9 protein-coding genes are annotated in these 14,595 nt (G+C 53.5%); 3 read left to right on the top strand and 6 right to left on the bottom strand.

Annotation, left to right across the window (positions count from 1 at the left end):
• On the top strand, positions 1-110 hold a 110-nt coding region (locus tag FD744_RS25605), incomplete at its 5' end, for a hypothetical protein (RefSeq protein ID WP_237449393.1).
• 159 nt (positions 111-269) lie between these two features.
• On the opposite strand, the gene FD744_RS13565 is transcribed toward FD744_RS25605, so the two are convergent.
• On the bottom strand, positions 270-2,024 hold the full coding sequence (locus FD744_RS13565) for a sulfite reductase subunit alpha (RefSeq protein WP_034826640.1): 1,755 nt from the start codon (positions 2,022-2,024) through the stop codon (positions 270-272).
• A 66-nt stretch (positions 2,025-2,090) separates the two neighbouring features.
• Entirely contained in the window at positions 2,091-7,622 is a 5,532-nt protein-coding gene (locus FD744_RS13570; RefSeq protein WP_097118190.1) for a glutamate synthase-related protein, read from the bottom strand.
• 885 nt (positions 7,623-8,507) lie between these two features.
• Between FD744_RS13570 and arcB the strand changes: the two genes are divergently transcribed.
• Positions 8,508-10,862 carry an aerobic respiration two-component sensor histidine kinase ArcB gene (arcB, locus tag FD744_RS13575; RefSeq protein ID WP_058962133.1) on the top strand — a complete coding sequence of 785 codons (2,355 nt, stop codon included), beginning with the start codon at positions 8,508-8,510 and terminating at the stop codon, positions 10,860-10,862.
• An 878-nt stretch (positions 10,863-11,740) separates the two neighbouring features.
• A complete protein-coding gene (mtgA, locus tag FD744_RS13580) occupies positions 11,741-12,463 on the top strand; it encodes a monofunctional biosynthetic peptidoglycan transglycosylase (RefSeq protein ID WP_160868477.1) in 723 nt (240 codons plus the stop codon).
• Between the two features lie 6 nt (positions 12,464-12,469).
• On the opposite strand, the gene npr is transcribed toward mtgA, so the two are convergent.
• The 4 genes from npr to hpf all read right to left on the bottom strand — a co-directional run bounded on the left by npr (position 12,470) and on the right by hpf (position 14,578).
• Entirely contained in the window at positions 12,470-12,742 is a 273-nt protein-coding gene (gene npr, locus FD744_RS13585; RefSeq protein WP_034826632.1) for a PTS phosphocarrier protein NPr, read from the bottom strand.
• Entirely contained in the window at positions 12,739-13,593 is an 855-nt protein-coding gene (gene rapZ, locus FD744_RS13590) for an RNase adapter RapZ (protein ID WP_038649498.1), read from the bottom strand. Before rapZ ends, npr begins: the two co-directional genes overlap by 4 nt.
• A 52-nt stretch (positions 13,594-13,645) precedes the next feature.
• On the bottom strand, positions 13,646-14,128 hold the full coding sequence (ptsN, locus tag FD744_RS13595; protein ID WP_176505766.1) for a PTS IIA-like nitrogen regulatory protein PtsN: 483 nt from the start codon (positions 14,126-14,128) through the stop codon (positions 13,646-13,648).
• Positions 14,129-14,290: 162 nt separating this feature from the next.
• On the bottom strand, positions 14,291-14,578 hold the full coding sequence (gene hpf, locus FD744_RS13600) for a ribosome hibernation promoting factor (RefSeq protein WP_034826627.1): 288 nt from the start codon (positions 14,576-14,578) through the stop codon (positions 14,291-14,293).
• Positions 14,579-14,595 lie beyond the last annotated feature (17 nt).

Raw genomic sequence — 14,595 nt, forward strand, 5'->3', positions numbered from 1 at the left:
CAGAGATGGTCAGACTACCGGGACGACGGGAGCGCTCGTTCCCAAGGGTGGTGAAAGAGAGACCCTATAAATATCCGACAGCCAGAAGAAAAAATGCCAGTCAGGCTTAACTGACTGGCATTAGGCCAATTGGCCCGTTTTTTTATGGAAGCATTTCTCAATAACGGCGCGATTGATCGCGCATCTGAACCGCGTTTACATGGTGCGATTCATCGTGCCGCGACAGCAGATGTAAAAAAGGAAGCTCATTAGCTTCCTTTTTTTGGGCCTTAGTAGACGTCACGCAGATAGCGCTTATCTTTCTTCAACTGGTCAATGTAAGCCGCGGCACGTTCGCTAGAGAGTCCACCAAACTGGCGCACCACTTCATACAGCGCTGCATCCACATCTTTCGCCATGCGCGAAGCATCGCCACAAACATAGAAGTACGCGCCATCCTGCAGCCAGGCATACAGCTCAGCGCCTTTTTCCAGCATACGATTCTGCACGTAGATCTTCTCTTCCTGATCGCGTGAGAATGCCAGGTCGAGATGTGTTAACAGACCGCTTTGCTGCCAGCCATTAAGCTCATCTTCATAAATATAGTCGTGTTCCTGATGCTGATCGCCGAAGAACAGCCAGTTCTTACCTTCAGCGCCGGTTGACTGGCGTTCCTGCAGGAAGGCACGGAACGGGGCAATACCGGTGCCAGGTCCAACCATAATCAGCGGAGCATTGCCGTTAGCCGGCACGCGGAACGCTTTGTTTGGCGAAATAAAGATCGCTGGCTTCTCACCACGGCGCACGCGCTCAGCCAGGTAGGTTGAACATACGCCTTTACGCTCACGGCCACCGCTGTGATAGCGCACGGAAGCAATCGTCAGGTGCACCTGATTCGGATGCGTTTTGGAGCTGGAAGAGATGGAGTACGCACGGTGCTGCAACGGACGCAGCATCGCCACCAGTTCTGGAACAGACAGCGTGCGCTTCAACTCAAGTTGCAGCAGGTCCAGCGTGTCTTTGCCCCACAGCCAGTTAGCCAGCGTGTCTTTATCGTCGTGCTGTAATACGTGCAGCAGTTCCTGGTTGGCAGTGTGCTGACCCACCCACTCAATCAGCTTGCGCGATGGCTCAGAGATTTCGAACTGATAGGTCAGCAGGTCGCCGAGGTTACGGTCAAAGCCAGGTACTGGCGTTTCGTAATCCGCTTTCAATTCGCTCAACAGCAGGCTAACCAGCTCAGCATCGTTCACTGGGATGACACCCAACGCATCACCGGCTTCATATTTCAGGCCGCTGTCAGTGAGATCGAATTCAAAGTGGCGAATATCTTTCGCCGATGATTCGCCTGAGAGACGCTTGTTGGTCGCCAATGCAGCAGCATAAGGATTTTGCTTGTTGCTACCAGGAATGACTGGCGCTTCAGGTGCGCTCTCTAATACCGTGCCACTGCTACCCGCACTGGCGGCAAATTGTGGCATCGCATCGCCAATCCATGCACTCGACGGCTCTTCAAAATCGATATCGCAGTCGATGCGGTCAAAGACACGTTTTGCACCCAGCTGTTCCAGACGCATATCGAAGAATTTACCGGCCTGACAGAAGCCATCGTAGCCGGTATCACCGATCGCCAGGATAGCAAAATGCATCTGCTCCAGGCGTGGTGCGGTGCTGGCAGAAAGTGCCTGCCAGAACAGCTGTGCGTTGTCCGGCATTTCGCCTTCACCGTAGGTGGAGGTGACAATCAGAACATGGCGCATGGTGGCGAACACGTCCAGGTCCACTTCGCCCAATGCCTGAACCACCGGCACCAGACCTTTGGCACGCGCGGCTTTTGCGGCAGTTTGCGCCAGCGCTTCAGCATTGCCGGTCTGTGAACCGAACAGAATGTGCAACTGCGTGTTTGTGGCGCCACCGGCCGCAGGTGCCGTCTGCTTATCTTCTAATACCAACAGACGCGAGTGGAGACCGGCGAGAAAACCCGCCAGCCAGTATTTCTGTTCGCCGTTAAACGGCGCATCTTCAGGAATGTAAGGAATCTTCATGGATATCTGTACTCAAACCCGTCTCGTGATGTTCAGTCAATATACACACATTCATTGGTGCTGCTATCAGGAAAGTTTCCCGACAGCAGCGGCGATTTCTGGCAGCGCGGCGCGTGCAAACAGCTCTTCGAAATCAGGCAGATGGCCAAGCACCTCACGGTTGCGGGCATCCTGATAAATGATCCAGCCATAGGTCGCCAGGCTGTCCATGGAGCGAATGTTGCGTTGCGTTAATGCTGCTTTGTAATCGGACATACGTTTTGCTGCAATCAGACTCGCCAGTTCGTCATCGCTGTAGCTCTCAATGGCTGAGCGTGCATGGCGTTGCAGTTTGCTGACCAGCGCAAAATCTTCGGTCATCAGCAGGTTACGAACCGCTTTCTCAACCGCAGCATCTTCAACAGGCGTGCCTTTCGGCAGTTTGCCCAGCGCCAGCTGCTGCGCGAAGCTCAGCACGGTGTAGTTGTTGAGCAACACGAACATTTCCGCTGTATCCGTCGCACCGTAAGCCGGTACGGCGCCATCCGCAATGGTTTTACCCGTGCGCCAGGCCGCTTTGAATTTGGCAACCTGATGTGCGGCCAGTGAGGTTGACAGCTCTTCCAGCAGATCCTTACGTGATTTCGCTTTCAGGATCTCGCCACCATCTTGATACAGCAGCAGTGAACGCGGCATCACGTAGACAAAGTGGTGGCACTCGGTTTCCCAATTCTCCAGCAGCCAGGCTGCGCGCGGCGAGTTGGTGGCTTCCAGATGCCAGTTCAGCATGGTCAGCACGGCTTGCTTGTGCACCTGAGCCAGCTCATCTTCGTCAGCGATAGAACCGAACAGCACGGAGTCTCCTGCTGCATGTCCTGCCAGAGCACCGTACGGGTCGTACTGGTAAGCAAAGCCACCGCTCATGCCGTTGCCGAAACCTTTACCAAAGGTGCCGAGGTTCAGAATTGCACCATTGGTCATGTATTCGCAGCAGAAATCGCCGACGCCTTCGACGACTGCGGTTGCACCGGAGTTACGAACCGCGAAACGATCGCCCGCCTGGCCTTGTACGAACAAACGACCACCGGTCGCACCAAACAGCGCGAAGTTACCGATCAGCACGTTGCCGTCGCTGTCTTGAGCGCCGCCGCCCGGTGACATCACCACCAGCTCGCCACCGCACTGACCTTTACCTACGCCATCGTTACAGGTGCCGTAGTGCTTCATCTGCATACCATCGTTGCAGAAGGCACCGAATGACTGACCGGCAGAACCGCTGGTGTGGATATTCACCGTGCGCGGTGCCAGATAATGACGGCCGCGATCGTCTTTGAACACCGCTGGCAGTGCAGCACGTTGTTCAGCAGACAGTTCGTGGTTGAGCATGCGCTCGATGTCGATGGCCAACTGGCCGCCCACGCTCTTGTTACGGTTGTTCAGGGTAATGCCTGCGCCGAGCGCGATATCGCGGCTCGCCTGGTCGATCAGCTGTGTTTTCAGCTCTTCAACCCAGCCATCATCCAGCTCAAAATCTTTTTCCAGATAGACCGGCTTCGCGATTTTCTGCTCTGGCACCACGGTCAACATCGCACGCAGATCCAGCTTGCCGACTTCCAGTGGATGATCCATCAAGTGCAGCAGGTCAGAACGGCCACGCGCTTCGCGCAGTGAGCGCAAGCCGAGGCGTGCGAGGAACTCACGCACTTCTTGCGCTACGTTAACGAAGTACTGTGCCAGTTGACGCGGATCGCCATCAAAGGCTTCGGCGTTGGTGGTTAAACCGGCCGGGCATTTAACGTTACAGTTTTTCGCCATTACGCATTTCAGCATCATCAGCGCAGTGGTGCCGAACTCGAAGCTGTCGCCACCGAGCAGGGCTGACTTGATCACGTCGCTACCGGTTTGCTGCGCGCCAGAGCAACGCAGCTGCACTTTGTCACGCAGGCCATTCGCGCACAGCGCCTGATGCACTTCCGCGATACCGATTTCGGCAACGCGTCCGGTGTATTTCAGGCTGGTGACCGAGGCCGCACCAGTACCACCGGTATTACCTGCCACGTTAATGACGTCTGCGCCAGCTTTTGCCACGCCCACCGCGATGGTACCGATGCCTTCTGAAGACACCAGTTTCACGATAACGCGCACGCGCGCTGCCTTACAGTCGTGGATCAGCTGCGCCAAATCCTCGATGGAGTAGGTATCGTGGTGCGGTGGGGGTGAAACCAACTCAACACCCGGCGTACCGCCACGCGCGGCGGCGATCTCCACGGTGACTTTCGGTGCAGGCAGCTGTCCGCCTTCACCCGGCTTCGCGCCCTGACCGATTTTGATCTCCAGCTCTTCCAGCATCGGATCGGCCAGATAAGCCGCCCACACGCCGAATCGGCCTGACGCCAACTGCTTAATGCGTGACGCGCGGATGGTGCCGTGACGGGAATAGTGCTCGCCACCTTCACCACAGTTACTCATGCCGCCGACCATATTAGTGCCGTGCGCTACCGCTTCATGTGCAGGTGCCACCAACGCACCGTGGCTCATCGCACCTGAGGCGAAAGTACGGGTAATTTCGTGTGCCGGTTGAATCTCTTCCAGCGGCAGCGAAGGCAGTGCGGTAAAGATCAGTGACAGATAATCTGCCGCTTTACCGTAAGCGGTGATGTGCAAAACACCGCCGGCCACGCTGCTGCTTTCGATGTCGTCGCTAAAGCGGGTTTTCAGTGCACGTGCCAGCGCTTCCAGACGTTCATCTTCTGGCTTCAGGCCCGCGATGGAATCAATCAGGCGCAGCTCGAACTGGTTCAGGCTGCCTTCCACCGCTTCACACTTCAATCCACGGGTGGCAAAACCGTTGTTGACCAGTGAGTAACGGCCGAGTTTACGACCAAACTCCGCTTCGCTGTCAACGTGGGTCAAATCACACGGCAGCGCGAGGATGTCACGCAGCGCAGCAGGGCGACGTTTACGCTCGGCGTGCATCAGGCTGGAGAATTGACGGTAATCCGGCGTGATCGCCAGTGAGTCAATGACCTCGTTCGGGATGCGTTCGAAGCTACTGTCTTTGAATGCGTCAGCTTTAATGCTGAAGGCATTGTCCAGTTTGGCCAGCGTCATCAGACGGATGAAATTGTCCTCTTCGCGTGCTTTGTCCGCGAAGCGAATCGGCTGTTCCGTCATATCAATAAAGGTACGCACGGCGATGGTGCCGTAAGAGTGACCTGCCCCTTCCGCACGCTCTTTGAACAAGCCGAGCAGTGGCACTTCTGCCTCGCCCTGGATTTTCAGCGCACTCTGATGCCAGTCAACCGCCATCTGAGCGATAGCCGGGAAGCCCGCGCCACCCACAGGGGTTTTGATATTCGGGAAGTACTTCTTCAGAACCGGATCGTCGGTATTCAGGAAGTTAGGTTCAAAGAATTCACCACAGCTGTAGCTCTCAACGGTACAGAGACCCACTTTACCCATGGTCTTCATCAAGGCTTTTTCGGCGGCTTTGGCATAGCGTTTGAAGGCTTTGTTACCTTCTTCGCCTTCGCCATATTTCTCTTCCGCGCGCATCTGTACGCCCAGCGGGTAAACCGCTGACGCACCAAAGCCTAAAGTGGCTGCAATGTGGTGAGAGGAGATACTCTGGCCGCTTTCTACCACCAGAGAAACATCCAGACGCAGACCTTCCTGCACCAAACGCTGGTTGATGGCAGAGACCATCAGCAGCATAGGAATCGCCGCGTGAGTTGAAGAGATGTGGCGGTCGGTGATTACCGCAATGCCGCCCTGCTGGCGTGCGAAATCCACCACCTGCTGTGCAAGATTATCAATGGCGTTTTCCAGCGCTTTGGCGTTGGCGGCACGGCTGACGATATCTTTGCCGATGACCGGCTCATACAGCATCTCGAAACGCGCATAAGGTGCGACGGTTTGCTCGCGCAGACGCAGCATATCGAGGTGTGTCAGGATCGGCGTTGGCACGATAACCTGCTGACCTTTGCTGCGGCCAAGGTGCGGTTTTGCACCCAGTGCCACGCGCAGCGTCATGCCGTCCGCTTCGCGGATAGAATCCAGCGGCGGGTTGGTGACCTGAGCAAAGCGTTGTGAGAAGTAGTGCGCCATGCCGCCTTCGTGGTCGGACAGGCCATTGATGGCGTTGCCGTAACCCATCGCCGAGATCTTCTCAGCGCCGGTTTGCAGCATCGGGTCCATCATGAATTTGAAGCTTTCCTGGTTGTAGTAGTACGCCACAAAACGCTGATAGGTTTTGAGGTCGCCACGATAGCGAAGCGGTGAGCCCAGCTGCTCTGCCTGAATCTCCGGCAGATCGTGCAGGTCCACGCGAGCCGCGCTCAGCAGTGAAAGGTAATCTTTCTCTGCCGCCAGTTTTTCCAGCGCTTCCACCGTGGTGTAAGAGCGTTTTTCTTTGTGATCGTAATAGAGCATGCCGCCCGCTTCGATACGGCCACGGCGCAACACGCTTTCCGGTGGGAAAGCGATCTGGCCGGCTTCTGACATCGCACCGATGTATTCAGCGGTTTCAACCGAACGCAATGGACGCAGGCCGAGGCGGTCAAGGCGCGCCCCGATCACTTCGCCGTTACCAAAGATCAGTGCAGCCGGGCCATCGTTCTTCTCTTCATACAGAGAGAAGTACTCCAGCATGGCGCGCACTTCATTTGACAGTGAGGTGTCGTTTTCCCACGCTGGTGGCATCATTGAGACGACGGCGTTGATCAGGTCGAGGTTATCTTCCATCAAACGGCTATGAATGCTTTGGTCCAGACGCGAGCTGTCGGACTGGCCTTTCGGACGCACGATTTTCTTACCGCGCGCCAGCATCAGCGCCGCTTCAGCGATACGGTTCTTACGGTCGGTGTTCAATTCACCATTGTGCGCCATCAGACGGAACGGCTGTGCCATGGTGGTGTGCGGATCGGTGTTGGTTGAGAAGCGGGTATGGAAGAACAGCCCGCGCACCTGATGATCGGCATCGGTCAAATCTTTGAAGTACGGAATCACTTCATTAGAGTTCAGGCGTGCTTTAAATACCTGAGTGCGTGAAGAGAGCGACAGCGGATAGAGACCGCCGAATTCGCTTTCAGTAAAGGCACGCGCTTCGATGTCCAGCAGCGCACGATAGATGTGGCGCTCGAACTCGAGTTGTTCGGTGACTTCCTGCGGAGCCGCAAAGATCCATTGCACAATCGGCAGCTGGAATTGCAGCGCGGCTGGACGCGTCACGCTGCCGTCCAGCGGCATATCACGCTTCATCAGCACAGGGAAGTTATGGGCAGCAAGGGTTTCTTCCACCAGACGCTCAGCGTTCGCGCGCAGCTCGGCATCTTTTGGCACGAAGAAGTTACCGACGCCAAAGCGACCGGCTTCCAGCGGTTGGCCGGTGACTTTACGGAAGAAGTTCAGAGAAAGGTCGACGTTGACACCTGCGCCATCGCCCACGCCCTCAGCAGACATGCCGCCACGGTGCGGTACCGTGCACAGTGCGCTATGCGCCATCTGCAGGATCTCATGGGTCTGCTCGCCGTCCTTACGGGTAATAAACCCAACACCACAGCTATCACTACCGGCTGAGGGATCATACAAACCATAGGGATGAGGTTTTTGAGTGGACATTGAGGGTCTCCTTAAACTGCTTTTGACATTACCTGCATTATTTCAAGCACAGAGCACCGCTGCGTGCTGTATCAAATTCGTTTTCGCCGCTTAAACGCGGACGTCGCAATACCGAGCAAAGGCTCTCAAGAGAGTATGGTCTCGTCCTTGATGAGCTGCTCTTACTTCCGGTCTCTTACGGGAGATAACTTGCATCCAGAGGGAGTTTCTTGCTGCATAGATATGCCGAGACACAGTCCCGACTGGAAAGCATCCAGCGGAATTCCAACTTATCGGGAAAGCGAACTCAGGTCAAATAGCCAGCTTTGTTGCGGTTAATCGGCTGTTTTGCCAATTAACACTATGATTATGAACAATTTATTACGTAAATAACTGTCAATCTGACGATTCTGATTCCCCTATGAAGTGTGAGCCGTCTCACTGTGAGGTACGCCTCAGATATCTAATCAATGCTGAATAACTGCATTCCATCAGCATAAAATTCTGTTGGGGCGGTTTCACACACAGCATGTATCTGTTTTTCTTATGGCGTCATATTTGAATCAAAATAGGGCTGTCATTAGTAAAATTAATCAAGCTGATTGTGAGTAAAATGGCGCTAAAGTTGAATGAATATGCAATAACAAGGCGCAACCATCAGATGAAATGGCTGCCGGGAGGCGGAATAGCACGGGATGTGACAAAAGGGTCGCAAAAGCGCGGCCCTCCAGATTATTCAGTTGGCAGATTTAGTCAAGCGATTTGAGCATAACGACGCGAACATCGGCGAAAAGGCGCTGCGATGCACCATAATGAGGCAAAGTCAGCAGGCAATGACACGCTGAGTCGGCGCAGTGCCGCGATAATTACGCTATCATGAGCCAGATTTCGTTCAGGGAGCTCGTGATGAAACAGATTCGTCTTTTAGCGCAGTACTACGTTGATTTGATGGTCAAGCTGGGGCTGGTGCGTTTCTCGCTACTGTTAGCTTCAGCACTGGTGGTGCTGGCGATGGTGGTGCAGATGGCGGTCACCATGGTACTGCGTGGCCATGTTGAGAGTATCGATGTGGTGCGATCGGTGTTCTTTGGTCTCTTAATCACGCCCTGGGCCGTCTATTTTCTCTCGGTGGTGGTGGATCAGCTGGAAGAGTCTCGCCAGCGCCTGACAAAGCTGGTCGATAAGCTGGAAGAGATGCGCACACGCGATCTTGAACTTAATCAGCAAATGAAAGAGACCATCGCTCAGCTGAATCAGGAAATTAACGATCGTATCAAAGCGGAGCAGGCCCGCGAGCAGGTGATGGATAAACTGCGCGAAGAGATGGCGCGTCGTGAACAGGCGCAAATCGAGCTGGAACAGCAATCCTCTTTCTTACGCTCCTTCCTCGATGCCTCGCCGGATTTGGTATTCTATCGCAACATCGACAAGCAGTTCTCGGGCTGTAACCGTGCGATGGAGTTGCTAACCGGCATGAGCGAGAAGCAACTGATTGGCCTGACGCCGCGCGACATTTACGATGAAGATGCCGCCTCCAAGGTGCTGGAGACGGATGAAAAGGTATTCCGCCATAACGTCTCCCTGACGTACGAACAGTGGCTGCAATATCCTGATGGGCGCAAAGCCTGCTTCGAAATCCGCAAAGTGCCGTATTACGATCGCGTCGGTAAACGCAGCGGCCTGATGGGCTTTGGTCGCGATATTACTGAGCGTAAGCGTTATCAGGACGCGCTGGAGAATGCCAGCCGTGAGAAGACCACTTTTATTTCAACCATCAGCCATGAACTGCGCACGCCGCTGAATGGCATTGTCGGCCTGAGCCGCATTCTGCTGGACACCGATCTCAATCAGGAACAACTGAAGTACCTGAAAACCATCCATGTCTCGGCCATCACGCTTGGCAACATCTTTAATGACGTGATTGAAGTGGACAAAATTGAGCGCCGCAAAGTGCAACTGGATAATCAGCCGCTCGACTTCACCGGCTTCCTTGCCGATCTGGAAAACCTCTCCGGGTTACTGGCGCAGCCGAAAGGGCTGAAGTTCGTGATGGCACCGGAGCTGCCGCTGCCGCACATCATCTCTGCTGACGGCACGCGCCTGCGTCAAATTTTATGGAACCTGATCGGTAACGCGGTGAAATTCACCCAGCAGGGTGAGATTGTGGTGCGGGTCGCCTATCACCAGGACGAAACGCTGCGCTTTGAAGTGCAGGATTCTGGCATGGGAATTCCGCAGGAAGAGCAGGACAAGATCTTCGCCATGTATTACCAGGTTAAAGATCAGCACGGCGGAAAACCCGCCACCGGTACCGGTATTGGTTTGGCGGTTTCTCGTCGTCTGGCACAGGCGATGGGCGGCGATATTAGCGTGAGTAGTGCGCCGGGGCAGGGCTCATGCTTTGTGGTCGAGATAAATGCACCTCGTGTGGCCGATGAGGTGGAAGACGAAGATCTCGACGACAGCATGCCACTGCCGGCGCTGCACGTATTACTGGTTGAAGATATTGAACTGAACGTCATTGTGGCGCGCTCGGTACTGGAGAAACTGGGATGCAGTGTGGAAGTGGCGATGACCGGCACTGAAGCGCTGGCGATGTTTGATCCGCAGGAATTTGATCTGGTGTTGCTGGATATTCAACTGCCGGATATGACCGGACTGGATGTGTCACGCGCTATTCACCAACGCCATGCTGGCATGGCGCTGCCGCCGCTGGTGGCACTGACCGCCAACGTGTTGAAAGACAAGAAAGAGTATCTCGATGCCGGTATGGATGATGTGCTGAGTAAACCGCTGGCGGTGCCGGCCTTAACAGCGATGATTAAAAAGTTCTGGGATTACCAGGGCGAACCGGAAGAAGAGATTCAGACGTCCTCAGACGTACACTCGCGCATGCTGCTCGATGTGGAGATGCTGGAACAGTATATCGAATTGGTCGGCCCAGGATTGATTACACAAAGCCTGACGATGTTTGAACAGATGATGCCGGGCTATCTCGACGTGCTGGATTCCAACATGATGGCGCGCGATCAAAAAGGGATTGCGGAAGAAGGGCATAAAATTAAGGGTGCTGCGGGCTCAGTAGGACTGTTGCATCTGCAGAAACTGGCGAAACAGATACAGTCACCGGAACTGCCAGCATGGTGGGACAACGTGCAGGAGTGGATCGACGAATTAAAACATGAGTGGCTGCATGACGTTAACGTGTTACGCGAGTGGGTAGCTGAAAGGGAAAAATCTTCGGACGCCAGAAAAAAATGACCCCAGTCGAAACTGGGGTGCGCGAATACTGCGCCAACACCAGGGAAATGGGTACTGCTGCTATCGTTAGAAGTCGAATAGATCAGCAACAGTATGGTATTGGTTAACGCTTCGAAATCACCTTAACAAATTCGCCAACGCTTGTGACAAGATTCATTAAATTGTGTGAAGTTGAGCAGCGATTAAATACAGAAAACATTAATTTGCTGACACAGTCAAGCAAGGAATTAATTTCTTTGCCGTATTGCACTATTTTTGACCAATTGTTCTGCTTTTTGCCTGAATTTCCTTCAGCCTGAAGCAGGAAAAGCCTGACAGCTGCACTGAAATTCCTAATCAGTCGAAAAATCAGAGTTGATTGAACTTAACATGCTGATATTAGGTAACAAATAAGGTGATTCTGGTGGGTTATCCAAAACGTTTTGGAAACCCTCTGCTGAAAGTTCCAGTTTAAGGTTTTACGGTGCAATGTAAACCAAACGGAAGGCTAAATCCTTTACCATTGTCAGGGCTAATCATGATGATGTTGACGCGATTTCAGCCACGTTTATTGAAACGGCTGCGCTCATCAGTGCGCTTATTCAAACGCTTTGAAAGTTTATTGTTAAGTATTGTGAAAGTTTAAACGTGATCTTTATCACTTTGTATGAAGTATCCGATTGTAAGGGTTTTGCTGGGTTTTTCACCATGGAACCGATTCCCTCATAATGGAAGTGCTTGATGTGATTGGCTCTAATAGAGGAACGATGATGACGCAGGTAATAACTTCATCTCTAACTTTCACGGGATAAGCGGTAAAGTTTTGCCCAGGATTACAGGTAATCAAAATTGTGACCGGGGTGATTGATTAATGCAGGGAACAGGTAAGAGAAAATTGCATGAGTAAGAGTAAAGGGAAAATGGGGCAACGCCTTAAAGTGCTGATTGCTAAAGTGCTGCTGGCGTGGTTGGGAATTTGGCTGGCAGGCATCGTGATCTTTGCCTTTTTACCTGTGCCGTTTTCTGCGGTGATGGTGGAGCGTCAACTGGGCGCCTGGTTCAGTGGTCGGTTCGACTATGTGGCGCACTCCGATTGGGTCAGCATGGATGAGATTTCTCCGTGGATGGCGCTGGCCGTGATCGCTTCTGAAGATCAAATATTTCCGGAACATTGGGGTTTTGATATTGATTCGATTCAAAAGGTGCTGGATAGCGATGGCTCAAAGCAGATACGCGGTGCTTCTACGCTGTCGCAGCAGACCGCAAAAAACCTGTTTTTATGGGATGGCCGCAGCTGGGTGCGAAAAGGGCTGGAAGCCGGTTTAACCGTGGGGATCGAAACCGTGTGGACCAAACGCCGCATTCTGACGGTATATTTGAATATTGCGGAGTTTGGCAATGGCGTGTTTGGTGTGGAAGAGGCTTCACAGCGCTACTTCCACAAACCAGCCAGTCGTCTGACGATTTCTGAAGCGGCGCTGCTGGCGGCGGTACTACCAAACCCGATTCGCTTCCGCGCTGATGCACCTTCCGGGTATATACGAATGCGCCAGCAGTGGATAATGCGCCAGATGCGTCAGTTAGGTGGGGAAGGTTTCCTCGTTCGCTACAAATTGCATTAACAGCAATTAGTCTTCGTCAAACCCGGCTTCAAACAGCTCAATCACCGCAGCCAGCGCCTCGACTTCCTGCGGGCCGCTGGCTTCAATCTCGATATGGCCGCCTTTCGCGGAGTCGAGCATCAACAGCGCAATCACGCTGCTGGCTTCGGCTTCCGTACCGGCTTCATTGCGCAGGAGTACCTCTGCGTCAAAACTCTGCACCAACTCGAACAGTTTCATTGCCGGGCGCGCATGCATGCCCAGCTTATTGCGAATCTCAACGACTTGCTTCACGGTCATGATTTACGTTTTTCCAGAGTGCGATGACGAGACTGCACATTTTTGCCGCGTGAACGGAAGTAATCTGCCAGCTGTTCGGCGATGTAAACCGAACGGTGTTTACCCCCGGTACAGCCAATCGCGACCGTTAGATAGCTGCGGTTGTTGGTTTCCAGCATCGGCAACCACAGCTCCAGATAGCTGCGCGTCTGGTAAATGAAGTTATGTACTTCAGTGTGGCGGTCGAGGAAAGCCGCAACAGGACGATCAAGCCCGGTCATCGGACGCAGCTTGGGATCCCAGTGCGGGTTTGGCAGGAAACGCACATCGAAGACGTAATCGGCATCAATGGGAATGCCGTGTTTGAAGCCGAAGGACTCAAACACCATGGTCAGCTCACGCTCACGTTTGCCTGACAGGCGCGTACGCAGCATTTCAGCCAACTCATGGACCGACATTTCGGAAGTATCAATGATCAGGTCTGCCCGCGAACGCAAAGGCTCAAGCAGGTCACTCTCTTCATCAATCGCGCTTTCCAGTGACAGGTTTTTACTGGAGAGCGGATGGATGCGGCGAGTATCGCTGTAACGCCGTATCAGCGTGTTGCGATCGGCGTCCAGGAACAGTAACTGTGGTGAAAACGAATCCGGCAGATTGTTGAGCGCCGTTTCAAACACCTCCGGCGATTCAGGCATGTTGCGCACATCAATGCTGACGGCCGCCGAAATATTGCGCTCTGTTAGGGTGTTCGCTAATTCCGGTAGCAGCACCACGGGTAGATTATCGACACAGTAAAATCCCATGTCTTCCAGGGCACGCAGTGCGACCGATTTTCCTGAGCCTGACCGACCGCTAACGATCATCAGCACCATCACATTTCTCCCGTTTTAAACCGACGAATAGGCCGGTAAATGTGTCTGTCGCTTAAGAGTGTTCTTCCTGAGCTTCTGTGATAATGGCATAGAGTTCTTCATCACTCTGTGCCGCACGCAAACGGCGGCAGACGGTTTTGTCTGCCAGACGTTTAGCGACCAGCGACAGCGTATGCAAATGGGTTTTGCACTGGTCTGCAGGCACCAGCAGAGCAAACAGCAGATCAACCGGCTGATTGTCCACGGCGTCAAAGGCGATCGGTTGGTCGAGGCTGATAAATACGCCAACGGCGCGCAGCGTATCCTCCTCCAGCTTGCCATGCGGAATGGCGATACCGTTGCCAATGCCAGTACTGCCCATACGTTCGCGAGTCAGAATGGCTTCAAATAGTGTCTGGTGCGGCAGATTGAGCTGCTTCGCTGCCAGCTCGCTGATAATTTCCAGCGCGCGTTTTTTACTCTGGCAGTGTACGCCGCTACGGGTACAGTCCAGTGAGAGGACCGAGCTCAATTCCAGTGTCAGATCGTTGTTCATCATCGTTTCACTTGCGAGTTCACATAGCCGCAAGGTTAACGCCATTCATAGCACAATGGCGAGTCTCCCGTTGGCGCTTGCGCAGATGACAAAACGGGGCGGTTAACCCGCCCCATTTGCGCTCTGAGTGCTGAATCGGTCAGCACTCTGCAAGCATGAAGGTTAGTGTTTTTTCAGTTTGTCTTTGTGTTTGGTCAGCTGACGGGAAAGCTTGTCGATTAACCCGTCGATGGCCGCGTACATGTCTTCCGCTTCCCCTGTGGCGTGCAGCTCTCCGCCGTTGACGTGCAGTGTTGCTTCCGCAATCTGCGTCACCTTCTCCACTTTCAGAACAATATAAACCTGATTGATACGATCAAAGTAGTGTTCCAGTTTGGCAAATTTGCTATTTACAAATTCGCGCAGCGGTTCAGTGATTTCAACATTCAGTCCGGTCAGGTTTAGCTGCATAGGTCTTCCTTCTTCGT

Source organism: Pantoea sp. Taur (assembly GCF_009830025.1).
Lineage (GTDB): Bacteria > Pseudomonadota > Gammaproteobacteria > Enterobacterales > Enterobacteriaceae > Pantoea > Pantoea communis.